This is a genomic window from Aeromonas sp. Y318-1 (assembly GCF_027706125.1).
GTDB classification, from domain to species: domain Bacteria; phylum Pseudomonadota; class Gammaproteobacteria; order Enterobacterales; family Aeromonadaceae; genus Aeromonas; species Aeromonas hydrophila.
On the sequence record NZ_JAPDCM010000010.1, the window covers coordinates 70,600 to 92,873 of the forward strand.

Annotated in this window: 21 protein-coding genes and 1 tRNA gene; 14 read left to right on the forward strand and 8 right to left on the reverse strand. The window is 61.5% G+C overall.

Translation table 11 applies throughout. The features are described 5' to 3' along the window. Positions 1–20: 20 nt before the first annotated feature. The 3 genes from OKB87_RS15740 to OKB87_RS15750 form a co-directional block, all read right to left on the reverse strand. Positions 21–467: an Mpo1 family 2-hydroxy fatty acid dioxygenase gene (locus OKB87_RS15740; protein WP_146062424.1), complete on the reverse strand. Its 447-nt coding sequence runs from the start codon at positions 465–467 to the stop codon at positions 21–23. Between the two features lie 51 nt (positions 468–518). Further along, positions 519–1,376, reverse strand: a complete 858-nt coding sequence (locus OKB87_RS15745; protein ID WP_226032569.1) for a hypothetical protein — start codon at positions 1,374–1,376, stop codon at positions 519–521. A 170-nt stretch (positions 1,377–1,546) separates the two neighbouring features. Then, positions 1,547–1,933: a TraR/DksA family transcriptional regulator gene (locus OKB87_RS15750; RefSeq protein WP_010635769.1), complete on the reverse strand. Its 387-nt coding sequence runs from the start codon at positions 1,931–1,933 to the stop codon at positions 1,547–1,549. A 468-nt stretch (positions 1,934–2,401) separates the two neighbouring features. Here OKB87_RS15750 and OKB87_RS15755 point away from each other — a divergent pair, with 468 nt between their 5' ends. The 9 genes from OKB87_RS15755 (at position 2,402) to OKB87_RS15795 (ending at position 11,588) form a co-directional block, all read left to right on the forward strand. Next, positions 2,402–3,733 carry a glutamine synthetase family protein gene (locus OKB87_RS15755; protein WP_011707799.1) on the forward strand — a complete coding sequence of 444 codons (1,332 nt, stop codon included), beginning with the start codon at positions 2,402–2,404 and terminating at the stop codon, positions 3,731–3,733. Positions 3,734–3,920: 187 nt separating this feature from the next. Further along, the gene (locus tag OKB87_RS15760; protein WP_270827954.1) at positions 3,921–5,282 is read left to right on the forward strand and encodes an aspartate aminotransferase family protein; all 1,362 of its coding nucleotides are present in this window, start codon (positions 3,921–3,923) and stop codon (positions 5,280–5,282) included. Between the two features lie 54 nt (positions 5,283–5,336). Beyond that, a complete protein-coding gene (locus OKB87_RS15765; protein ID WP_016352333.1) occupies positions 5,337–6,434 on the forward strand; it encodes a polyamine ABC transporter substrate-binding protein in 1,098 nt (365 codons plus the stop codon). A 141-nt stretch (positions 6,435–6,575) separates the two neighbouring features. Beyond that, positions 6,576–7,637, forward strand: a complete 1,062-nt coding sequence (locus OKB87_RS15770; RefSeq protein WP_429076257.1) for a polyamine ABC transporter substrate-binding protein — start codon at positions 6,576–6,578, stop codon at positions 7,635–7,637. Positions 7,638–7,712: 75 nt separating this feature from the next. Further along, a complete protein-coding gene (potA, locus tag OKB87_RS15775) occupies positions 7,713–8,867 on the forward strand; it encodes a polyamine ABC transporter ATP-binding protein (protein ID WP_270827956.1) in 1,155 nt (384 codons plus the stop codon). Continuing rightward, positions 8,864–9,769: an ABC transporter permease subunit gene (locus OKB87_RS15780; protein ID WP_017409743.1), complete on the forward strand. Its 906-nt coding sequence runs from the start codon at positions 8,864–8,866 to the stop codon at positions 9,767–9,769. Before potA ends, OKB87_RS15780 begins: the two co-directional genes overlap by 4 nt. Then, positions 9,766–10,608, forward strand: a complete 843-nt coding sequence (locus OKB87_RS15785; RefSeq protein WP_011707793.1) for an ABC transporter permease subunit — start codon at positions 9,766–9,768, stop codon at positions 10,606–10,608. The genes OKB87_RS15780 and OKB87_RS15785 overlap by 4 nt, the downstream gene beginning before the upstream one ends. 45 nt (positions 10,609–10,653) lie before the next feature. Further along, complete coding sequence (locus tag OKB87_RS15790) at positions 10,654–11,364, forward strand: MOSC domain-containing protein (RefSeq protein WP_252452975.1); 711 nt, start codon at positions 10,654–10,656, stop codon at positions 11,362–11,364. Positions 11,365–11,511: 147 nt separating this feature from the next. Further along, positions 11,512–11,588, forward strand: a tRNA-Pro gene (locus OKB87_RS15795). Positions 11,589–11,864: 276 nt separating this feature from the next. Here the strand turns inward: OKB87_RS15795 and OKB87_RS15800 are convergent. Both OKB87_RS15800 and OKB87_RS15805 read right to left on the reverse strand, forming a co-directional pair. After that, complete coding sequence (locus tag OKB87_RS15800) at positions 11,865–12,392, reverse strand: AbiTii domain-containing protein (RefSeq protein WP_270827957.1); 528 nt, start codon at positions 12,390–12,392, stop codon at positions 11,865–11,867. A gap of 124 nt (positions 12,393–12,516) precedes the next feature. Then, complete coding sequence (locus tag OKB87_RS15805; RefSeq protein WP_029306122.1) at positions 12,517–12,981, reverse strand: thioesterase family protein; 465 nt, start codon at positions 12,979–12,981, stop codon at positions 12,517–12,519. A gap of 133 nt (positions 12,982–13,114) precedes the next feature. Between OKB87_RS15805 and recQ the strand changes: the two genes are divergently transcribed. Then, positions 13,115–14,950 carry an ATP-dependent DNA helicase RecQ gene (gene recQ, locus OKB87_RS15810; RefSeq protein WP_270827958.1) on the forward strand — a complete coding sequence of 612 codons (1,836 nt, stop codon included), beginning with the start codon at positions 13,115–13,117 and terminating at the stop codon, positions 14,948–14,950. 66 nt (positions 14,951–15,016) lie between these two features. Here the strand turns inward: recQ and OKB87_RS15815 are convergent, their stop codons facing one another. Then, on the reverse strand, positions 15,017–15,316 hold the full coding sequence (locus OKB87_RS15815) for a c-type cytochrome (protein WP_270827960.1): 300 nt from the start codon (positions 15,314–15,316) through the stop codon (positions 15,017–15,019). A 103-nt stretch (positions 15,317–15,419) separates the two neighbouring features. On the opposite strand from OKB87_RS15815, the gene OKB87_RS15820 reads away from it, so the two are divergent. The 3 genes from OKB87_RS15820 to OKB87_RS15830 all read left to right on the forward strand — a co-directional run bounded on the left by OKB87_RS15820 (position 15,420) and on the right by OKB87_RS15830 (position 17,952). Further along, the gene (locus tag OKB87_RS15820; protein ID WP_270827961.1) at positions 15,420–16,847 is read left to right on the forward strand and encodes a protein adenylyltransferase SelO; all 1,428 of its coding nucleotides are present in this window, start codon (positions 15,420–15,422) and stop codon (positions 16,845–16,847) included. 10 nt (positions 16,848–16,857) lie between these two features. Further along, a complete protein-coding gene (locus OKB87_RS15825; protein WP_270827962.1) occupies positions 16,858–17,145 on the forward strand; it encodes a DUF3630 family protein in 288 nt (95 codons plus the stop codon). Positions 17,146–17,277: 132 nt separating this feature from the next. Then, a complete protein-coding gene (locus tag OKB87_RS15830) occupies positions 17,278–17,952 on the forward strand; it encodes a 7-cyano-7-deazaguanine/7-aminomethyl-7-deazaguanine transporter (protein WP_270827964.1) in 675 nt (224 codons plus the stop codon). Between the two features lie 270 nt (positions 17,953–18,222). Here the strand turns inward: OKB87_RS15830 and rraA are convergent, their stop codons facing one another. After that, on the reverse strand, positions 18,223–18,708 hold the full coding sequence (rraA, locus tag OKB87_RS15835; RefSeq protein WP_005306574.1) for a ribonuclease E activity regulator RraA: 486 nt from the start codon (positions 18,706–18,708) through the stop codon (positions 18,223–18,225). A gap of 146 nt (positions 18,709–18,854) precedes the next feature. On the opposite strand from rraA, the gene OKB87_RS15840 reads away from it, so the two are divergent. Continuing rightward, on the forward strand, positions 18,855–20,708 hold the full coding sequence (locus tag OKB87_RS15840) for a methyl-accepting chemotaxis protein (RefSeq protein ID WP_017409750.1): 1,854 nt from the start codon (positions 18,855–18,857) through the stop codon (positions 20,706–20,708). A gap of 57 nt (positions 20,709–20,765) precedes the next feature. On the opposite strand, the gene mgtE is transcribed toward OKB87_RS15840, so the two are convergent. Beyond that, positions 20,766–22,190: a magnesium transporter gene (gene mgtE, locus OKB87_RS15845; protein ID WP_024945584.1), complete on the reverse strand. Its 1,425-nt coding sequence runs from the start codon at positions 22,188–22,190 to the stop codon at positions 20,766–20,768. Positions 22,191–22,274: the final 84 nt, after the last annotated feature.

Below are 22,274 nucleotides of genomic sequence, written 5' to 3' on the forward strand. Positions count from 1 at the left end.
GTCTCTCCTGTTGGCTTCCCTCAGTAGGGAATGCCCAAACGACGATAGAGGCTGGCCAGCACCCAGGCGGGGCCGATCAGCAAAAACTGTAGGTCGGTGAGGAAGGAGGGGCGCTTGCCCTCGATCTTGTGACCGACGAACTGGGCTATCCAGAGCAGCACGAACCCGGCCAGCGCCGGCCACAGCAAGGGGCCTTGCCAGCTGTGGCAAATGACCAGCCCCAGCGCGGTCAGCACCGTCATGCCCACAAACAGCGCAAACGACAGCCGCAGGTAGAAGGCCAGCACCGGAATGGCCGCCAGCGCGGCCCAGTTGAGCGACGGCGGCATCGGCCCGGCCGGCAGGCACCAGAGCAGGGCCAGGGCGCAGAGATAGATGCCGGGCACCGCCAGCTTGTGGATCGCCACATTGACCGGGTGCCGGTGGCTCTGGCCGTACAGTTCAAACCACTCCTCGATTCCCTTCATGGCACCTCCCTGGCGCGCCGTGGGTGCCACCCCGGTTGAGGTGGCCGACTCTTATCCCTGCGGGGGATACTCCCAATATTGGGCCGGAATGGATTTTAGCAACGGTGTCATGTCGGGATTGGGCAGGGAGATGGTGACCCGCCGATCGAGATTGGCGCTGGCCAGGGCCTCGCGGATCTTGGGGTTCTCCCGAAAGAACTTCATGAAGCTGCCGTCGGCATAGGCCCGCTCAAGGCCGGTCTGGATCGCCTTGGCCAGCTTGGGGGATTCCGGGCTGACGAAGAAGAACTCGGCGAAGGGGTAGCGGATCAACAGGTGCTGATCGATGACCAGGTTGGGATATTGCGCCACCAGCTCGCTGCGCTCGGCGAAGATCTCCACCAGGTTGCGCGGGAAAAAGTCCAGCTTGTCACCGTCGTTGATCAGCCGAAACAGGTTGCTGTAGCGCCCTGAGTAGGTGGGGATGCCGGCGTTCTCCAGGATCTTGTTGTCGGCCCAGCCCACCCCTTGCGCCGCCTTCAGCTGCTTGAGATCGGCCAGCGAGTTGATCTGGTTGAACTTCTCCTGGGCATCGGCATGGATGAAGGAGAGCCGCAGCCCTTCCAGCCCGCGAAACAGCGGGATCGGCACGGCGATGAGCGAGGATTCGAGGGCGCTGGAGGTGCCCATCCAGAACACATTGATGGTTTGGCCCTTGCTCAGCTGTTGCTGCAGGCTGTACTGGTTGAGATTGAGTTCGACCTGCTTGATGCGAAACGGCTGGCCGGCATGGGTCAGCGCCAGTTCCAGCAGCTTGAGCTGGTACTCTTTGTCGAGGTCGTTGATCGGCCGGCTGGGAACCTTGACCGTGAGGGTCTGTGCTTGTGCCAGCAACGGCAGACACAAGCACAGTTTGAGGAACCATTTCACTCTCTGCTCTCCTGTAGATTCCGGGCTTGCCCGGAGTCTAACAGAACTTGTCACTCTCTTGCTGCGTAGCCGTGATCCGCCAGGGTGAGCAGCCTGGTGTCCTCATTGTCACCTGCATGCCCACCCCGCTGGCGACGCTCGCCGTACGAATGTGAGCAGGCAGCGAGGCGTCAGGCGACGCGACGATACACGTGGGTATCGTTGAACTCCTTGGTGCTCTGGCATTCAACGCAGAAGCGGGACTCGGGACGAGCCTGCAGCCGCTTGAGGGAGATCTCGTCACCGCAGGATTCGCAGTAGCCGAAATCCCCTTCGCTGATGCGCTTGAGGGCACCACGCAGCTTGCGCAGATGCAGCTTGTCATGCTCGATGCGGTTCAGCTCCAGACGACGGGCTTCCTCGATGCTGGCACGGTCAATTTCATCAGCCATCTCGTTGGTATCGGTGGCGATGGCCTGGCTGGCCTGGGAGTTGAGGCGATCTTCGAGTTCGAGGATCTGGCGCTCGATCTGTCCCTTGTAAAAGGCCAGTTGGTCTTCAGTCATGAAATCACACATACGATTTACTACCAGTCAGTTTACTAACCCAATTATCCCTGTTTATGGGGGCTGTCTGCCTGCAGACCAAGCCCTGTGTCCTGAATTTGCACCAAATCCAAGCAGGAGAGTGCAAATCAGGGCGGGCCTTGTACCAAAAAAATGCAGGCATGCAAAGCAAAGAGGACAAGTATTGTGCGCCCTTGCAAAAAAATGACCCGATTCAGACAGGGTCTGACTGAGAACATGGGGGATCCCGCACGCTTGTTGGCACCGGGCTTGCAGTGAGTCGTTACCACGCCAGGGTGTTTAGTATTTGTCCCCGCGATGGTCATTATATGCGCCGTTATTTATAGTTTTTTAAACACCACCGCTTGACATTGCCCCTGATGGCGGGCTTTTATGGTGGTGTTGATTACAATTTGATAACAAGGGTGTTCCATATATTAGACACCCTTGCCAATGGCAACCGTAGAGTCGGGGTTTAACATGGACAGTATCAAGGGCTGGATGGAGAGCAATCGCATCACGGAAGTGGAGTGCCTGTTTCCGGATTTCACCGGCAATGCCCGAGGCAAGATCATTCCAGCCAACAAGTTTCTGCGCGAGGGGGGCATGCGCCTGCCCGAGGTCATCTTCACCCAGACGGTGACCGGCGAGTATCCGGATGACGACAGCATGATCGACCCGCTGGAGCGGGACATGCAGCTCTATCCCGATCCCAACACCATTCGTTTCGTCCCCTGGGCGCTGGAGCCGACCGCCCAGGTGATCCACGACTGTTTCGACATCAATGGCAAGCTGATCGACATCGCGCCGCGCTCCGTGCTGCGTCGGGTCCTGTCATTTTACGAGAAGCAGGGCTGGAAGCCGGTGGTGGCCCCCGAGCTGGAATTCTACTTGGTCAAGCGCAACGAAGACCCCGACTATCCGCTGGTGCCGCCGGTGGGGCGCAACGGCCGCCCCGAGACGGCCCGCCAATCGTTCAGCATCGATGCGGTCAACGAATTCGACCCCATCTTTGAAGACATGTATGACTACTGCGAGGCGCAGGAGCTGGAGGTGGACACCCTGATCCACGAGTCCGGCGCCGCCCAGATGGAGATCAACTTCCTGCACGGCGACGCCGTCGATCTGGCGGATCAGGTGTTCCTGTTCAAGCGCACCATGCGGGAAGCGGCCCACCGCCACGGGATTTACGCCACCTTCATGGCCAAGCCGATGAGCGACGAGCCCGGCTCCGCCATGCACATCCACCAGAGTCTGGAAGATGTGAACGGCCGCAACCTGTTCGGCACCGAGAACGGCGGCCACTCCGAGCTGTTCATGCACTTCATCGCCGGCCTGCAGAAATACACGCCGGCGGTGACCGCGCTGCTGGCCCCCAACGTCAACTCCTACCGCCGACTCACCTTTGGCGAGAGCGCGCCGCGCAACGTGCAGTGGGGGGTGGAGAACCGTACCTGCGGCCTGCGGGTGCCCTTCTCCGAGGCCAGTGCCCGCCGGGTGGAGAACCGCTTCGCCGGCGCCGACGCCAACCCCTATCTGGCGCTGGCCGCCACCCTGGCCTGCGGCTACCTCGGCATGATGGAGAAGCTGGAGCCGCTGCCGGAGATGAAGTCGAGCGCCTATGAGCTGCCCTACAGCCTGCCCCGCTCGCTGGAGGAGGCGTTGAGCCACCTAGAGCAGTGCGACCCCATCAAGGAGATGCTGGGCGAGCGCTTTACCCGGGCCTTCGTGGCGGTCAAACGCAAGGAATATGAGACCTACTTCGGGGTGATCAGCCGCTGGGAACGGGAGTTCCTGCTGCTGAACGTGTGACCCGGATGCGCGCCGGTCGCGCATCACCCTGCCCGGAGGGGCCGCCGGCCCCTCCCGCGTGAATCGAGACAGTTGGGGAGCAGGCACTGCACGACACTCGGTGCGTCACCGTGACCGGGGGAGTTGTCTGTACCTCCTCAACTGACCAACAAACATCGCTTAAATCGAAGGAACCGAGGAGCAAGCAATGCAGCATACCACCCGTGAGTGGCAGCAACTGGAAGCCAACCATCACCTGCATCCGTTTACCGATTTTCAGGCACTGAACAAGAAAGGCAGCCGCATCATCACCCGGGCCGAGGGCGTCTATCTGGAAGACTCCGAAGGCAAGCGCATTCTGGATGGCATGGCCGGCCTGTGGTGCGTCAACCTGGGCTATGGCCGCCAGGAGCTGGTGGACGCCGCCACCCGCCAGATGCAGCAACTGCCCTACTACAACCTCTTCTTCCAGACCAGCCACCCGCCCGCTGCCGAGCTGGCGACCCTGCTGGCCGAGATCACGCCGCCGCACCTTAACCACGTCTTCTTCACCGGCTCGGGCTCCGAGTGCAACGATACCGTGCTGCGCATGGTGCGCCACTACTGGGCCAGCAAGGGGCAGCCGGACAAACAGGTGATCATCAGCCGCCACAACGCCTACCACGGCTCCACCGTGGCGGGCGCCAGCCTGGGTGGCATGAAGGGGATGCATGCCCAGGGTGGCTTGCCTATTCCCGGTATCGTGCACATCGACCAGCCTTATCACTTCGGCGAGGGGCAGGGGATGAGCGCCCACGAATTCGGACTGGCCCGTGCCCGTCAGCTGGAGGAGAAGATTCTGGCGCTGGGGGTGGATCAGGTGGCCGCCTTCATCGGCGAGCCGATCCAGGGCGCTGGCGGCGTCATCATCCCGCCCGACAGCTACTGGCCGGAGATCCAGCGCATCTGCGACAAGTACGGCATCCTGCTGATCGCCGACGAGGTGATCTGCGGCTTTGGCCGCACTGGTCACTGGTTCGCCAGCGAAGGCTTCGGCATCAAGCCGGATCTCATGTGCCTGGCCAAGGGGATCACCTCCGGCTATCTGCCGATGGGGGCCGTGATGGTGGGGGACAGGGTCGCCAAGGTGCTGGTGGAAGAGGGGGGCGAGTTCAACCACGGCTTCACCTACTCCGGTCATCCGGTGGCCTGCGCCGTGGCGATTGCCAACATTACGCTTATGCAAAACGAAAGCATAGTTAAGCGAGTTCATGATACCATCGGCCCCTATTTGCAGCGCCGCTGGGCGGAGCTGGCGGACCATCCGCTGGTGGGCGAAACCCGTGGCAAAGGCCTGGTGGCCGCGCTGGAAATAGTGCAGGACAAGCAGACCAACAGCCGCTTCCCGGCTGGGTTGCAGGCCGGTATGACCTGTCGGGAGTTCTGCTTTAACAATGGCTTGGTGATGAGGGCGGTCGGCGATACCATGATCATATCGCCCCCCTTGGTGATCACCGAGGAACAGGTGGATGAATTGGTCAATCTGGCCAGGCTCAGTCTCGATCTGACGGCGGCAAAGCTGCGGGGATAGGCGGGCGCCGGGCAGGTTGGCTTGCGCATACAATTTGCTTAGGAGACAAGGACGATGTCTTTCAAAACGGGAATGATTGCAGCCTCTGTGGCACTGGTCATGATGAGTACCGGGGCGATGGCCGAGGACAAGGTGTTGCACGTCTACAACTGGAGCGACTATATCGCGCCAAACACGCTGGAAGACTTCCAGAAAGAGACGGGCATCAAGGTGGTCTACGACGTGTTCGACAGCAACGAGGTGCTGGAAGCCAAGTTGCTGGCCGGCAGTTCGGGCTATGACATCGTCGTGCCGTCCAACCCCTTCCTGGCCAAGCAGATCAAGGCGGGCGTGTTCCAGAAGCTGGACAAGTCCAAGCTCTCCAACTGGCAAAACCTGGATACCTCGTTGCTCAAGGCGCTCGAACCGAGCGACCCGGGTAACCAGTACTCCATTCCTTACCTGTGGGGCACCATCGGTTATGCCTACAACCCGGAGAAGGTGAAAGCCGTGCTGGGTGACAAGGCGCCGGTGGATTCCTGGGATCTGGTGTTCAAACCGGAAAACATGGCCAAGTTGAAGGAGTGCGGTGTCTCCTTCCTCGACTCGCCGACCGAAATGCTGCCGGCCGCCCTGCAATACCTGGGCTTCAAGCCGGACAGCCAGAAGCCGGACGAGCTGAAGAAGGCGGAGGAGCTGTTCCTCTCCATCCGTCCCTATACCGCCTACTTCCACTCCTCCAAATACATTTCGGATCTGGCCAACGGCAACCTGTGTGTGGCGGTCGGTTACTCCGGTGACTTGCAGCAGTCCAAGTCACGGGCGATCGAGGCCAAGAACGGCGTCAACCTGACCTACGTGATCCCGAAAGAGGGGGCTGGCAGCTTCTTCGACATGCTGGCCATCCCGGCCGATGCCAAGAACGTGGAAGCGGCCCATGTGTTCCTGAACTACCTGATGAAGCCGGAGGTGATCGCCAAGATCTCCGACGCCGTCAGCTACCCGAGCGGCAACAAGGCCTCCGTGCCGCTGGTGTCCGAGAAGATCCGCAACGATCCGGGCATCTACCCGAGCGACGAGACGCTGGCCAAGATCTACACCTTCCCGGATCTGCCGGCCAAGGTGCAGCGTCTGATGACGCGTAGCTGGACCAAGATCAAGTCAGGCAAGTAAGTGACGAGTGCCCCTCCCGGTCCGCAGTTCGGCCGGGAGGGAGGTGACCCACCCGACAGGTTGGACGGCGCGTAAGGATGCGCGACTGGCAAATCACACATTAAGAGGACTGAGTAAGTGCACACAACCAAGATAGTGACGATGGCCCTGGCTCTGGGGTTGGCAAATGTGGCTCAGGCAGCCCCTGTGGTCCACTTTTACAACTGGTCCGACTATATCGGCGAGACCACCCTCAGCGACTTTCAGCGGGCGACCGGGATCCAGACCGTCTATGACGTGTTTGATTCCAACGAAACCCTCGAAGGCAAGCTGCTGACCGGACGCACCGGTTACGATCTGGTGGTGCCCTCCAACAATTTCCTGGCCAAACAGATCAAGGCGGGGGCCTTCCAGAAGCTGGATCCCGCCCTGCTGCCCAATCTGGCCAACCTGGATCCTGTGCTGCTCAAGCAGCTCGACAAGGTGGATCCGGGTCATCAGTACGCCGTGCCCTATCTGTGGGGCACCAATGGCATCGGTTACAACATCGACAAGGTCAAGGCTGTGCTGGGGGTCGACAAGATTGACTCCTGGGCCGTGATCTTCGAACCGGAAAACATGCAGAAACTGGCCCGTTGCGGGGTCGCCTTCCTCGACTCGGCAGACGAGATGATTCCGGCGGCGCTCAACTATCTGGGGCTCAACCCCAACAGCCAGGATCCGGCGGATCTCAAGCGCGCCGAGGAGCTGCTGCTCAAGGTACGCCCCTATGTGGCCTATTTCCACTCATCCAAGTACATCGGCGATCTCGCCAACGGCGACATCTGTGTGGCAGCCGGTTTCTCCGGCGACATCCTGCAGGCGGCGGCCCGTGCCGACGAAGCCGGCAAGGGGATCAAGATCGCCTACAGCATACCGAAGGAGGGGGGCAACCTCTGGTTTGACATGATGGCGATCCCGGCCGATGCCACCAACGTGAAAGAGGCGCACGCCCTCATCAACTACGTGTTGCAGCCCGAGGTGATTGCCCAGATCAGCAATCATGTGGGCTACGCGAACCCCAACGCCAAGGCGGGGGAGTTCATGGAGGAGCACGTGCGCAATGACGAGTCCGTCTATCCACCCCAGGCGGTGCTGGAGCGGCTGTATGTGCAGCAGGCACATCCCCGCGCGGTGCAGCGCCTGATCACCCGGAGTTGGACCAAGATCAAGTCCGGAACCTAACCTTGGCGCCCATCCCGGGGCGCCAGACTGTTTTATGGATCGGCCCCGGCCGGTATTACCTTTGGGAGTTTGGTAATGGCGATAGCCTCCAGTGCCTACAAGAAAGCCCTCGAGGGCAGCCAGCAACGCAAAGAAGTGCTGGTCAAGATAGACAGGGTAAGCAAGCAGTTCGATGAAACGCTGGCGGTCGACAACGTGTCCCTCAACATCCACAAGGGCGAGATCTTCGCCCTGCTGGGCGGGTCCGGCTCCGGCAAGTCGACCCTGCTGCGGATGCTGGCGGGGTTCGAGCGTCCCACCGAGGGACGCTTGTTCCTCGACGGGGTCGACATCACCGACATGCCGCCCTATGAACGCTCCATCAACATGATGTTCCAGTCCTACGCCTTGTTCCCCCACATGACGGTGGCGCAGAACATTGCCTTCGGCCTCAAGCAGGATGGCCTGCCCAAGGCGGAGGTCGATGCCCGGGTGGAGGAGATGCTCAAGCTGGTACAGATGACCCAGTATGCCCGCCGCAAGCCCCATCAGCTCTCCGGCGGCCAGCGCCAGCGGGTGGCGCTGGCGCGTTCGCTGGCCAAACGCCCCAAGCTGCTGTTGCTGGATGAGCCCATGGGGGCGCTGGACAAGAAGCTGCGCTCCCAGATGCAGCTCGAGCTGGTCGAGATCATCGAACGGGTCGGGGTAACCTGCGTCATGGTGACCCACGATCAGGAAGAGGCGATGACCATGGCCGAGCGGATCGCCATCATGCACCTGGGTTGCATCGAACAGATCGGCAGCCCGATGGACATCTACGAAACCCCGGCCAGCCGGCTGGTGTGCGAGTTCATCGGCAACGTCAACCTGTTCGACGGTCTGCTGGTGGAGGATGAGCAGGACCACGCCACCATCGCCTGCGCCGATCTGGAGCAGCCCATCTATGTGGGCCACGGCATCAGCTCCCGCGCCGAGAACAAGAAGGTCACCTACGCCCTGCGGCCGGAAAAACTGCTGATGAGCCTGCAAAAGCCGGTGGAGATCGAGCATCCGGACTTCAACTGGACCAAGGGCGAAGTCTATGACATCGCCTATCTGGGCGGTCATTCGGTTTATCACATCCAGTTGCCTTCGGGCAAAATCGTTCAGGCTTTCATCGCCAATGCCGAACGCCACGGCAAGCGGCCGACCTGGGATGACCAGGTGTTCCTCTACTGGGAAGATGACAGCGGCGTGGTGCTGCAATCATGATGGCATTGAGACGACTGAAGGCACTGGGGGGGCGGCAGCTGGTGATCGGCATCCCGTTCTTCTGGCTGTTCCTGTTCTTCCTGCTGCCCTTCATCATAGTGGTGAAGATCAGCTTCGCCGAAGCGGACGTGGCGATCCCGCCCTACACCGACGTGGTGAGCTGGGCCGACGATCAGCTCACCATCTTGCTGCACATGGGCAACTACCTGCTGCTGCAGGAGGATGAGCTCTACATCGCGGCCTATCTCGGCTCCCTCAAGATGGCCTTCATCAGCACAGTGCTCTGCCTGCTGATCGGCTATCCGATGGCCTACTCCATCGCCCGGGCTAACAAGGAGACCCAGACCGTTCTGCTGCTGCTCATCATGATGCCGACCTGGACCGCGATCCTGATCCGGGTCTACGCCTGGATGGGCATTCTCAGCAACAACGGCCTGCTCAACAGCCTGTTGATGGGCATAGGCCTCATCAACGAGCCGCTGCAGATCCTCAACACCAACCTGGCGGTCTACATCGGCATCGTTTACTCCTACCTGCCGTTCATGGTGCTGCCGCTCTACGCCAACCTGGTCAAGCACGACCAGAGTCTGCTGGAGGCGGCTTCCGACCTCGGTGCCCGCAACTTGACCCGGTTCTGGCAGATCACGGTGCCGCTCTCCAAGAACGGCATCATCGCCGGCTGCATGCTGGTGTTCATCCCGGTGGTGGGCGAGTTCGTCATTCCGGAGCTGCTGGGTGGTCCCGAGACCTTGATGATCGGCAAGGTGCTGTGGCAGGAGTTCTTCAACAACCGTGACTGGCCGGTGGCGTCCGCCCTGGCGGTGGTGATGCTGGCGGTGCTGATCATTCCGATCATCCTGTTCAACCGCAACCAGGCCAAAGAGCTGGAGGGTAAAGTATGAGGCGCTTTGGTTTTGCCAAGCTGATGCTGTGGCTGGGGCTGCTGTTCATCTACCTGCCGATGATCATCATGGTGATTTACTCCTTCAACGCCTCCAAGCTGGTGACGGTATGGGGCGGCTGGTCGCTGAAGTGGTATTTCGGCCTGCTCGACAACAAGCAGTTGATAGGTTCGGTGCTGCGTTCGCTGGAGATCGCCTTCTATACCGCCATTGCAGCGGTGGCGCTGGGGACGGTGGCGGCCTTCGTGCTGACCCGGATCCCGCACTTCCGTGGCCGGACCCTGTTCGGCGGCATGGTGACGGCGCCGCTGGTGATGCCCGAGGTGATCACCGGTCTCTCCTTGCTGCTGCTGTTCGTGGCCATGGCCCAGCTGGTGGGCTGGCCCGCCGAGCGGGGCATGGTGACCATCTGGATAGCCCACACCACCTTCTGTACCGCCTATGTGGCGATCGTGGTGTCGGCCCGCCTGCGGGAGCTGGATCTCTCCATCGAGGAGGCGGCCATGGATCTGGGGGCCAAACCCTGGAAGGTGTTCTTTCTGATCACCATCCCGATGATCGCCCCCTCGCTGGCAGCGGGTGGCATGATGTCGTTTGCCCTGTCGCTGGATGACCTGGTGCTGGCGAGCTTCGTCTCCGGCCCGGGCTCGACCACCCTGCCGATGGAGGTCTTCTCGGCGGTGCGGCTCGGGGTGAAACCCGAGATCAACGCGGTGGCCAGCCTGATCCTGCTGTCGGTGTCGCTGTTCACCTTCGGCAGCTGGTATCTGATGGCCAAGGCGGAGAAACGTCGCCGCGCCGAGATCGCCATGACCACCCAGATGCAGGCAGTCGCCTGACCTCGTGTTAAGATCCGCATTCTCTCGTCAATCCGGAGGATGAGAATGCGGATCTCCATCTTTAGCGGCCAGGGTACCGAACTGGTTCCCGGCCTTGTCAGCGCCATCCACAAACAAGCCACCTCCATACCGCTCTGGTGCGGTGCCAATGGTCTGGCTGGCGACGAACAGTGCGACCAGCGCCACCATGGCGGCCCGGATCGGGCGCTGCACTACTATCCCGCCGATCACTACCCCTGGTGGCACAACTGGCAGACGGCGCTGGGTCTGGCGGCCCCGCGTACCCCCTGGCAACCGGCCGCCTTCGGCGAGAACCTCTCCGGGGTCGGGCTGACCGAGGAGCAGGCCTGCATCGGCGATGTCTATCGACTCGGCGAGGCGCTGATCCAGATAAGCCAGCCCAGATCCCCCTGCTTCAAGCTCAACCAGCGTTTTGGCTATGGCCAGATGTCGCAGGTGATGCAGCTCAGCGGCCGCTGCGGCTGGCTGCTGCGGGTGCTGGAGGAGGGGATGGTGATGCCGCAGGAGCGGTTGGAGCTGGTGGACAGGCCCTACCCTGAACTCACGGTAAAGCGCACCGCCGATATCCTGTTCAACCAGCTGCGCAACGAGGCGGACCTGCTGTTGCTGCTGGAAAATCCGGCCCTCTCGCCCAACTGGCGCAAGCATGCGGCAGACTGGCTGGAGCATGGTGTGGTCGCTGACTGGCGTCGTCGCTTGCTCGGCCCGGCCGAATTCCAGCTCGCTTCGTCATAAGCGTTGCCAGGCCATTTTTTGGCCGCTGACGGCTCAGGACGGATGGAACTGACGAATAGTTGAGCGAACAGCCATTTTTTTGCTTACAAACGTAAAAAAGGCTTGTGTCGAGTCGGGGCTTTCGGTAAATTCCCGTCCCGCAGACATCGGTGTGTAGCGCAGCTTGGTAGCGCACTTCGTTCGGGACGAAGGGGTCGGAGGTTCGAATCCTCTCACACCGACCACATTAGAAAAGGCCGCTCAATAGAGCGGCCTTTTCGCATCTGGCGTTTGCGCAAGTGGAGGGCGATATTCAGGCTTGCGGCTTGCTAGGGCAACTGCAATGCTCTCTGTCTCTCTGTTTCATCCGTCTCGTCAGTTCCGTTGCCCGGCGCAGGGCAATAAAAGGGCCACCGCTCGGTGGCCCAGGGTGGAGTCTGATCCTGACTCCGGCACTCTAGATTGTGGCAATCTCTGGTTGGGTTCTGTCTATGGTGCCCTCCTTGCGCGCCAGGCGCCTGTTAGATATGCCAGTGCTGATGCCGCAATGCCTTGAAGCCATGCTGAGGTTGCAAGGCCGCGTGCTTGGGGTACTCACTAATGAAATGTTCGATTCCCTCCATCAGTTGTTCACGTAATGAAGACACGGGCTCATGCCAGGCTTGCAGGCATAGATGGCCGGGGATCAGCTGCTCCTGATAATCTTCCAGCAGCTGTTCTGGCCAGGGCTCAATACCGGAATTGCGTTGCAGCAAATAGTGGGCGGCGGGTTCACGGGCATAGATGAACTGAATTTGGGCCAGGTCGCGTTGGCTTAGCGTTTGACTGTTGATATGACAAGTCAGGTATTTTCCCGTCTTCAGGTCCAAGAAGTGACCGCGTTGCCGACAGGCTATGATGCGATACCAAGGCAGGTGCGAACAGAGAGAGTATCCCTCAAGCTCCTGTTCCAGCCAGTGGCGACACTCGGGTGTCTGCACCTCGTCGAGCATGGACTCGAGCTGCCTCAACAAGGTTCTGGATGGTTTGGTGGCCAGTTTCGCACTCATCGCCTGCAATCCTCCCTCTGCACACAATCCCGACTTTCAGTATGAACCTGGTGGCGGCAGAGGGGGTAAGGTTTCTAATGATTAAAATCAGATTAGCAGCGTGGTTTTTATGCAATAGGCTGGCTCAGCCCACCAGGTAGGTGCCGGTACCGAAGGCGATATGAGTCCCTTCTTCGTTGTGCAGTTCCATGCGGGCAACCGCGACCTTGCTGCCGGCCCGGATGATGTGGGCGGTGGCGATGAACTCGTTGCCGCGCCCCGGCCGCAGGTAGTCCACCCGCAGATCGATGGTACCGAGGCGGGAGAAGCGCTCCTTGAGGTAGCTGGGGGAGAAGTCTTCCAGCTCGTCGATGCAGGAGGCGGCGACTATCATGCCGCCGGCCACATCGAGCAGGCTGGCGGTGACGCCGCCGTGCAGGATGTTGTGGAAGGGGTTGCCGATCAGCTTCTCCTCCATCTTGATGCGCAGCTCCACCTTGTCGAAGTCGTAGTGGGTCACCTGCATGCCGATCAGCTTGTTGAACGGCATCCTCTCGGCGAACAGGTTGGCAATGCCACTGAGCGCCATCTTCTTGAGCATCTGTTTCATTCCTTGAGTCCGATCCCTGGCAGTACGACCGAGTAAAAACTCCAGCCAGTCTGCAACACTTCCTTAACAGTCGCAATGGCAGGTTTATTGTGGGCGGCGGCTGCTTTAGAATGGCGACCCCAAAGGAGAGCCCATGACCGCCATTGCCGAAACCCTGCCTGACCCCCAGCCAGAGAATCCGCTTGCCCTGCTGCAGGCGGTGTTCGGCTATCAGCAATTTCGGCCGGGCCAGCTCGAAATCATCGAGCAGATCGTGGCGGGGCGCGATGCGCTGGTGCTCAAGCCCACCGGTGGCGGCAAGTCGCTCTGTTACCAGATCCCGGCGCTGTTGCGGCCCGGGCTCGGGGTGGTGGTCTCTCCCCTCATTTCGCTGATGAAGGATCAGGTGGACAGCCTGCGCGCCAACGGCGTGGCGGCGGTCTACATCAACTCGGCACTGAGCCGGGAGGAGATGATCCAGAACTTCGCTGCCATGCGTCGCGGCGAGATCAAGCTGGTCTATGTCTCCCCCGAGCGACTGCTTCAGCACGAGTTTATGGACCGGCTAGCCGAGTTGCCACTCGGGCTGTTCGCCATCGACGAGGCACACTGCGTCTCCCAGTGGGGCCATGACTTCCGACCGGAATATGCGGCGCTGGGCCGGCTCAAGCAGTGGTTCCCGCAGGTGCCGGTGGTGGCTTTGACCGCCACCGCCGACGAGGCGACCCGCAGCGATATGCTGCATCGGTTGGAACTGAGCGATCCCTTTATCCACACTGCCAGCTTTGACAGACCCAATATCCGCTACAGCCTGGTGGAGAAATTCAAGGCGGCGGAGCAGCTGCTGCGTTACGTGCAGAGCCAGAAGGGCAACTGCGGCATCGTCTACTGCTCCAGCCGCAATCGGGTGGAAGAGGTGGCCGAGCGGCTCTCCCGCCACGGCTGCAAGGCGGCGCCCTATCATGCCGGCCTGCCGCTCGAGCTGCGCCAGCGCACTCAGGAGTCCTTCCTCAAGGACGACATCGAGATAGTGGTGGCGACGGTGGCGTTCGGTATGGGCATCGACAAGCCCAACGTGCGCTTCGTGGTGCACTACGACATCCCCAAGAACATCGAATCCTACTATCAGGAGACCGGCCGGGCCGGGCGCGATGGCACCCCGGCCGAGGCGCTGCTGCTGTACGATCCTGCCGACATCGGTCGAGTGCGCCGGCTGCTCGACAATATCGAAAACCCCCAGCAGTTGCAGGTGGAGCAGTACAAGCTCAACGTGATGGCAGCCTTCGCCGAGGCACAGACCTGCCGCCGCCAGGTGCTGCTCAACTACTTCGGCGAGTACAACGACAAGCCGTGCGGCAACTGCGACATCTGTCTCGATCCGCCCCAGAGCTATGACGGCACCGAAGATGCCCAGAAGGCGCTCTCCTGCGTCTGGCGGGTGGGTCAGAACTTCGGGGTGGGTTATGTGGTGGAGGTGTTGCGCGGGTCGCTGAACCAGCGCATCAAGGATCACGGCCACGACAAGCTGTCGACCTACGGCATCGGCAAGGATCAGAGCCACGAGTACTGGATGAGCGTGATCCGCCAGCTGATCCACAAGGGGCTGCTGACCCAGAACATCACCCGCAACCTGGTGCTGCAGTTGACCGAGGCGGCCCGTCCCGTGCTGCGCGGCGAGGTGAAGCTGGATCTGGCGGTGCCGCGTCTGCAGCCCATCTCCAGCCGCAAGGAGAAGCGCAACGGCCTGCTCGACAACGCCAACTACGACAAGCGGTTGTTCAAGGAGCTGCGCGCTCTGCGCAAGCAGATCGCCGAGGATGAAGAGGTGCCGCCCTACGTGGTGTTCAACGATGCCACCCTGGTCGAGATGGCGCAGCTGATGCCGATGACGGAGGCGGAAATGCTGGCGGTCAACGGCGTGGGTCACCGCAAGCTGGAACGCTTCGGCGAAGCCTTTATGGACCTGATCATCGACTACTGCCGTCGGTAGGAGCTTGGTGAAGCTGCACCGGGCGGGTGCGTCGCCAACGGGCGCCCGTCTGCCGGGCGCGCCAGGTTATTTGAGGCTGGCGTAATAGGCCGCCAGGTTCTCCATGTCCGCATCGGTGAGCGGCGCCATGAAGGGCACCATCAAAGGCTCTTTGCGGCTGCCATCCTTGAAAGCCTTCAGCTGTTTCACCAGATAGGCGGCGTTTTGTCCCGCCAGATGGGGATAGTTGGGAATAAGAGCCTTGCCTTCGATCCCGTGACAGGCGGCGCAGACGGCGGCCTTGGCCTTGCCTGCCTCGACATCGGCCGCCTGGGCCGGCCCCCCCAACAACAGCAACAGGGGCAGGGTGCCCAACCATCTTTGCATCTTCTTCTCCTTGAAATGAAATAGCGCATCGTCCGTTAGCCAGTGCTGGCCGACGGCGGTATAAAGAGTGACACGAGCATACGCAGGGACGAACCGCACCACCATGAAGCTGATCAACACTTTTGCCACCGAACTGCCCTGGGCCTGCGAGCCCGTCGCACCCCAGCCACTGCATGCCCCCGGCCTGCTGCACCTCAACCGTGCGCTGCTCGGCGAGCTGGGGCTGGGAGCGGTGAGCGAGGCCGACTGGCTGGCCTGCTGTGGCCATGGGCAGCCCTTGCCCGGCATGCAGCCGGTGGCCCAGGTCTATGCGGGCCATCAGTTCGGCGGCTACAGCCCACGTCTCGGCGATGGCCGCGCCCTGCTGCTGGGGGAGCAGCAGGCACCGGATGGCAGCCGCTGGGACCTGCACCTGAAAGGGGCGGGCAAGACTCCCTTCTCCCGTTTCGGTGATGGCCGCGCCGTGCTGCGCTCCAGCATTCGCGAGTACCTGGCCTCCGAGGCGCTGCATGCCCTCGGCATCCCCACCACCCGGGCACTGGTGCTGGTGGGCAGCCAGGAGCCGGTCTACCGCGAGCAGGTGGAGACAGGCGCGACCGTGCTGCGTACCGCCCCGAGCCATCTGCGCTTCGGTCACGTCGAGTATTTCGCCTGGAGTGGGCAGGGGGAGCGGATCCCGACCCTTATCGACTATCTGCTACGCCACCATTTCCCCGAGCTGGTCGATGGTGCCGAGCTGTTTGCCGAAGTGGTACGCCGCACCGCGCGGCTCATCGCCAAGTGGCAGGCGGCAGGCTTCTGCCACGGGGTGATGAACACCGACAACATGTCGCTGCTCGGACTGACGCTGGATTACGGTCCCTACGGCTTCATCGATGCCTATGTGCCGGACTTTGTCTGCAACCACTCGGATCCGGGCGGTCGTTATGCACTGGATCAGCAGCCGGCGGTCGGTTACTGGAACTTGCAAAAGCTGGCGCAGGCGCTGGCCGGCCACGTCGATGGGGACGCGCTGGCGGCGGCCCTGGCCCAGTACGAACACCAGTTGATGCTGCACTACTCGGAACTGATGCGCGCCAAACTGGGGCTGGCGGTGTGGGAAGACGACGATCCGGCGCTGTTTCGCGAGTTGTTCCGGCTGCTGGCGGCGCACGGAGTGGATTACCACCTGTTCCTGCGCCGTCTCGGTGAGGTGACGCGAGAGGGGGCATGGCCCGCCAGCCTGCTGGCCCTGCTGCCGGATCCTGCCGCCTGGCAAGGGTGGCTTGATGCCTATCGGGCGCGCCTGACCCGGGAAGGGAGCGAGGATGGCGTGCGCAAGGCGCAGATGGATGCGGTCAACCCCAAGTATGTGCTGCGCAACGCGCTGGCCCAGCGGGTGATCGAGGCCGCCGAGCAGGGTGACATGGTACCGTTCGAACGGCTGTTTGCGGCCCTGCAGCACCCCTATGATGAGCAACCCGAATACGAGGAGCTCGCTACTCCGCAACCGGCATGGTATTGCGGTGGCGAGCTCTCTTGCAGCAGTTGAGGAACCGCAGATGAACTGGCGTATCGCGCAGACAGACAGGGACACCGGGGTGGTGACGCTGGTGAACCCCGCACTCGACTGGGACAGCTTTCCGACTCTGGCCGAGGTTCTATTGCAGGAGTGGGAGCTGGTGGCGCTCGAGCGGGAGTGCGGCGCTGATCGTCACAGCTGGTTGCTGGAGTTTGAGGGGAGCCGCTTTCGGCTCGAATACGAACACTACAGCGGCTGCTGGCTGGCGGCGGAGCAGCCGGCCGATGCCGAGGTGCTGCTCTGGCTGGCCCGTCAGCATCAGGGCTGAGCGGGGACAGCAGCCTCAACCAACCGCATAAAGATTGAACTATCAGTGTGGGGGCGTATAATCTCGCCCCTCTATTATCGCCAATGGTGGCGGTATGGGTTCCCTAACCCCATTAACCAAAAAGGTCACAATATGAGTCTGACCCCTGCTCAGCACCAGACGGCGCTGGTGCGCCTCTCGTTGTTCCACATCCTGATCATTGCCAGCAGCAACTACTTGGTGCAGCTGCCGATCACCATCTTCGGCTTCCACACTACCTGGGGTGCCTTCAGCTTTCCGTTCATCTTTCTGGCCACCGACCTGACGGTGCGGATCTTTGGTGCCGGTCTGGCGCGCAAGATCATCCAGACCGTGATGCTGCCGGCGCTGGCCATCTCCTATGCCCTGTCGGTGCTGTTCTTCGAGGGCAGCTTCCAGGGCGTCGGCAACCTGGCCGAGTTCAACCTGTTCGTGGCGCGCATCGCCCTGGCCAGCTTTATGGCCTATCTGGTGGGCCAGTTCATGGACGTGGTGGTGTTCAACCGGCTGCGGCTGCTGAAAGCCTGGTGGGTGGCACCGGCTGCCTCCACTCTGTTCGGCAACTTGGTGGACACCATCGCTTTCTTTACCATCGCTTTCTGGCGCAGCACGGATCCCTTCATGGCCGAGCACTGGGTCGAGATTGCCACCGTGGACTACGTGTTCAAGCTGCTGATAAGCCTGGGATTGTTTGTGCCGCTCTACGGCGTGCTGCTGCGTTATCTCAGCCGCAAGCTGGTGGGCGAGGCCGGATTGGCCGGCCTGCAAACGGCCACACGGCAAGCCTGACGAGATTGACCACCCACAGCGGTGGTCAATTTTTTTGCATTTTTGGCAAATAAGGGTTGCCAAGTTAAATGAGAATGATTATTGTTACCTTGTTTTCCGGGAAAGACTTCATTCGTTCCAACGTGATGGACTTCTTGTGAAGGCACGACATTGCTCACATTGCTTCCAGTTAAGGGGCCAGTTTTTACTGGCCCTCTTTTTTTGCGTGTTTTCGGCCAGCGACGGACATAAAAAATGGGAGCCTTGGCTCCCATGTTCACTCTGCTCTGCTTACTCGATGTCGAGTGCATCGGGGGAGAGGATTACCCCTGTGGTATCGGCGTAGAGATGGTCGTCCGGCAGGAAGGTGACACCGCCGAAGTTGACCGGCAGATCGGTCTCGCCCACGTCCTTGCTGTCGGCACCCACCGGAATGGCTGCCAGCGCCTGAATGCCGATATCCAAGTCTTCCAGAATGTCTACCTCGCGCACGCAGCCGTAGCAGACGATCCCTTCCCACTCGTTCTCGGCCGCCGTGGTGGCGATCTCGCTGTCGATCAGGGCGCGGCGCATGGAGCCACCGCCGTCGATCAGCAACACCCGACCGACGCCGTTCTCTTTGACGAGTTCACGGATCAGGCCGTTTGATTCGAAGCATTTGACTGTGGTGATGACGCCGCCGAAAGAGGCGCGGCCGCCGAAGGAGCAGAGCATGGGTTCGAGCACATCCACCATGTCCTGATAGATGTCGCACAGTTCTGAAGTGTTGTATTCCATTGTGTCAAATCCACCGCTGGAAACAGGTGGGATCCAGTATAAGGAGTGGGACCGGCATTTCAATGAATATTCCTTGAACAACAACGGGGATAACGTTTTCCGCATAAGCTCAATGCAGTCCATCCCGTGCTTGTGAGAGGTTCATCGTGCTGATCCGTCATAAATTGATCTTGAATACCGCGCTGGTCGCCGTTGCCATGCTGGTATTGAGCGGCCTGTTTCTCTACTCCAACCAGGTGAGTCGCCATCTGACCGAGGCCCAGCGCAACGTGGACGGGCTCGAGATCGCCATGCTCAACCTGCGACGGGCCGAGAAGGATTTCCTGATCCGCAAGGATCCGGCCTTCGTGACCCGCTTCAACGAGGTGCTGGCCAATTTTCACCAGCTCAACCAGACCCTGGGTCAGGATGACAACCTCAGCGCCGTGCAGGGCGAGCTGACCCGGCTGGATCAGCAGATGGGGGCCTATGGCAAGGCCTTCAACGATCTGGTGGCCCAGCAGCAGATCATCGGGCTGGGGCCGGAAGACGGCCTCTACGGGCGTTTGAGAACCGCGGTGCATCAGGTGGAAGAGGGGCTCAAGCAGCTCGATGAGCAGGGGCTGCTCATCACCATGTTGCAGCTGCGGCGGGCGGAGAAAGACTTCATGCTGCGCTCCGACATCCAGTATCTGGAACGCTTCCAGACCCTGCACAAGGATTTCCAGCAGCGGCTGGCAACCTTGCCGGAGGCTGATCGCGGCAAGCTGGAGCAGGCCAGCGAGCAGTACCGGCAGGACTTCGTCGCACTGGTGCAGGGCATGCAAGTGCTGGGGTTGAGTGAAGATGAGGGGCTGCGCAATGAGATGCGGGGCCTGGTGCACCAGACCGAGCAGGGCTTTACCGCCGTCGGCAAGCACATCGCCGACGAGCTGGTACGGCAGACCTCGCGCCTCAATACCCTGATGCTGGTCTGCGGCGGCATCATCATAGTGCTGATCGGCATCATGAGCATGCTGCTGGGGCGCAGCATCGACCGCCCCATCTCGCGGGTGAACGATACCGTCAACCGCATCCGGCAGGACAACGACCTGCGCCTCAAGATAGAGCTGCAGGGGGCGGACGAGATGGCCCAGCTGGCGGGCAATCTGGACGTGATGCTGGGGGGCTTTCGCCACCTCATCGGCGACGTGAAGCAGAGCGTGCACACCCTGACCGAGGCGGCGGATCACCTCTCCGGCAACGTGCGCCGCACCAGCGAGGGGGCCGCTCGCCAGCTGCAGGAGACCGACATGGTGGCGACCGCCTCCACCGAGATGGGCTCCACCATAGAGGAGATCGCCCGCAACACCGAACAGGCCGCCAACAATGCCCAGACCACCAACAACAAGGCGATGGAGGGGCGCAGTGCGGTGGAGAACACCGTCAGCCAGATCCGCTCCCTGGCCGACAATCTGGAGAACTCCTCCCGCGAAGTGGCCCAGCTACAGCAGGAGAGCGAAACCATCGGCTCTGTGCTGGACGTGATCCGCGGCATCGCCGAGCAGACCAACCTGCTGGCCCTCAACGCGGCCATCGAGGCGGCGCGGGCAGGGGATCAGGGGCGCGGCTTTGCGGTGGTGGCGGACGAAGTGCGCAGCCTCGCCATCCGCACCCAGAAGTCGACCCAGGAGATCGCCGGCATCATTAGTTCGCTACAGAAGCAGACCGGCAACATAGTGGGCATGATGGCGACCTGCCGCGAGCAGGGCAACAGCAGCTCGGAGCAGGCCAGCATGGCGGGCGAACTGCTGGAGCAGATCACCCAGGACGTCACCCATATCATGGACATGAGCACCCAGATTGCCGCCGCCATCGAGCAGCAGAGCCTGGTGGCCAACGAGGTGAACCGCAACGTCAACAACATCCGCGACATCGCCCAGGAGTCGAGCCTGATGGCGGAGGAGAACGCCAAGTCGAGTCACGGCCTGACCGAGCAGGCCAAGCTGCTCAACCAGGCGGTGGCCAAATACCGGGTGTAGCGGCCGCGCCGAATGAACAAGGGAGCCATAAAAGCTCCCTTTTTATTGCCAATCAGATTAAAGCAGGAACAGGGTGGCCAGCCCCAGGAAGATGAAGAAGCCGCCGGTGTCGGTGATGGCGGTGATCATCACGCTGGCCCCCACCGCCGGGTCGCGGCCCAGCCGGCTCATGGTCATGGGGATGATGACCCCCATCAGCGCCGCCACCAGCAGGTTGAGCATCATGGCGAGCGTCATCACCGCGCCCAGTGCCGCATCCTGATAGAGGATGTAGGTGGCCACCCCCATGGTGCCGCCCCACACCAGGCCGTTGATCAGGGCCACCCCCAGCTCGCGCCACAGCAGGAAGGAGACGTTGCCGGTCTGGATATGCTGCAGCGCCAGCGCCCGCACTATCATGGTGATGGTCTGGTTGCCGGTGTTGCCGCCGATACCGGCGACGATGGGCATCAGCGCCGCCAGCGCCACCAGCTGGGAGATGGTGTGCTCGAACAGACCGATCACCCGCGATGCCACGAAGGCGGTGCAGAGGTTGATGGCGAGCCAGGCCCAGCGGGTCTTGACCGCCTTGGAGACAGGCGCGAACACGTCCTCCTCTTCACTGATCCCCCCCATCCGGCGCAGGTCGGTGTCGCTCTCCTCATAGACCAGATCCACCACCTCGGCGACGGTGAGCCGGCCCATCAGCTTGCCGCGGCCGTCGATGACGGCGGCGGAGACCAGGTCGTCCCGCTCGAAGGTACGGGCGGCGGCTTCATCGTTGTCTTCCGGATCGAAGGTGACCGGATCCTTCTCCATCACGTCGCGCACCAGGGTCTCGGGTTTGTGCAGCAACACGGTCGTGAGCGGCAGCTCCCCCTGCAGCCGGTTGCGCCGGTCGGTGACGAACAGCTTGTCGGTGTTGGCGGGGATCTTGCCGCGCAGGCGCAGGTAGCGCTGCACCGTGGCCAGGCTCACCTCGGCCCGCACCGTGATGAGCTCGAAGTCCATCATGGCGCCGACCGTGTGCTTGCCGTAGCGGATCACCTCCCGCACCCGGTCGCGCTGGGCCGGGGCCATGGAGGTGAGCAGCCGCCCCATCAGGTTGCGGGGCAGGTACTGGCCCAGATAGATCTGATCGTCGATGTCGAGGGTGCGCAGGGCGTGCAGCAGCTCCTTGTCGCTCATGCCGCTGATCAGGCTGTCCCACACCGTTTCCGATGCCTCGACCAGGATCTGGCCGTGTTTCTCCTCGTCCACCTGCTGCCACAGCACGTGACGTTCGTCCGGCGGCAGGGATTCCAGCGCATCGGCGATATCGGCGGCGGGCAGGCTGTTGACCAGCCGGGTGAGCTCGCTGGTCTGGTCCCGCAGGGTGGCATCCTGCACCCCTTGCGGGTCGAGCAGGCTGTCGGTGAGGGCATCATCGGCCAGCAGCAGGGTGAGAATGCGCGATCTGTCTTGTTCACGCTGTTTGGCGCTGTTCTTGGCGGGGAGGGACATGAAGCAGAATTCCTGAATTCGGTGGTCCGGCTGACACACCCCATAGGATACCAGACTCAAAACAAGAGGTTATGACAGTAAATG

What these genes read in the sequence shown, in the direction of transcription:
- OKB87_RS15740 (WP_146062424.1), bottom strand. Translation starts at nt 467, where the DNA reads ATGAAGGGAATCGAGGAGTGGTTTGAACTGTACGGCCAGAGCCACCGG.
- OKB87_RS15750 (WP_010635769.1), bottom strand. Translation starts at nt 1,933, where the DNA reads ATGTGTGATTTCATGACTGAAGACCAACTGGCCTTTTACAAGGGACAG.
- OKB87_RS15755 (WP_011707799.1), top strand. Translation starts at nt 2,402, where the DNA reads ATGGACAGTATCAAGGGCTGGATGGAGAGCAATCGCATCACGGAAGTG.
- OKB87_RS15760 (WP_270827954.1), top strand. Translation starts at nt 3,921, where the DNA reads ATGCAGCATACCACCCGTGAGTGGCAGCAACTGGAAGCCAACCATCAC.
- OKB87_RS15765 (WP_016352333.1), top strand. Translation starts at nt 5,337, where the DNA reads ATGTCTTTCAAAACGGGAATGATTGCAGCCTCTGTGGCACTGGTCATG.
- OKB87_RS15770 (WP_429076257.1), top strand. Translation starts at nt 6,576, where the DNA reads ATGGCCCTGGCTCTGGGGTTGGCAAATGTGGCTCAGGCAGCCCCTGTG.
- potA (WP_270827956.1), top strand. Translation starts at nt 7,713, where the DNA reads ATGGCGATAGCCTCCAGTGCCTACAAGAAAGCCCTCGAGGGCAGCCAG.
- OKB87_RS15780 (WP_017409743.1), top strand. Translation starts at nt 8,864, where the DNA reads ATGATGGCATTGAGACGACTGAAGGCACTGGGGGGGCGGCAGCTGGTG.
- OKB87_RS15785 (WP_011707793.1), top strand. Translation starts at nt 9,766, where the DNA reads ATGAGGCGCTTTGGTTTTGCCAAGCTGATGCTGTGGCTGGGGCTGCTG.
- OKB87_RS15790 (WP_252452975.1), top strand. Translation starts at nt 10,654, where the DNA reads ATGCGGATCTCCATCTTTAGCGGCCAGGGTACCGAACTGGTTCCCGGC.
- OKB87_RS15800 (WP_270827957.1), bottom strand. Translation starts at nt 12,392, where the DNA reads ATGAGTGCGAAACTGGCCACCAAACCATCCAGAACCTTGTTGAGGCAG.
- OKB87_RS15805 (WP_029306122.1), bottom strand. Translation starts at nt 12,981, where the DNA reads ATGAAACAGATGCTCAAGAAGATGGCGCTCAGTGGCATTGCCAACCTG.
- recQ (WP_270827958.1), top strand. Translation starts at nt 13,115, where the DNA reads ATGACCGCCATTGCCGAAACCCTGCCTGACCCCCAGCCAGAGAATCCG.
- OKB87_RS15815 (WP_270827960.1), bottom strand. Translation starts at nt 15,316, where the DNA reads ATGCAAAGATGGTTGGGCACCCTGCCCCTGTTGCTGTTGTTGGGGGGG.
- OKB87_RS15820 (WP_270827961.1), top strand. Translation starts at nt 15,420, where the DNA reads ATGAAGCTGATCAACACTTTTGCCACCGAACTGCCCTGGGCCTGCGAG.
- OKB87_RS15825 (WP_270827962.1), top strand. Translation starts at nt 16,858, where the DNA reads ATGAACTGGCGTATCGCGCAGACAGACAGGGACACCGGGGTGGTGACG.
- OKB87_RS15830 (WP_270827964.1), top strand. Translation starts at nt 17,278, where the DNA reads ATGAGTCTGACCCCTGCTCAGCACCAGACGGCGCTGGTGCGCCTCTCG.
- rraA (WP_005306574.1), bottom strand. Translation starts at nt 18,708, where the DNA reads ATGGAATACAACACTTCAGAACTGTGCGACATCTATCAGGACATGGTG.
- mgtE (WP_024945584.1), bottom strand. Translation starts at nt 22,190, where the DNA reads ATGTCCCTCCCCGCCAAGAACAGCGCCAAACAGCGTGAACAAGACAGA.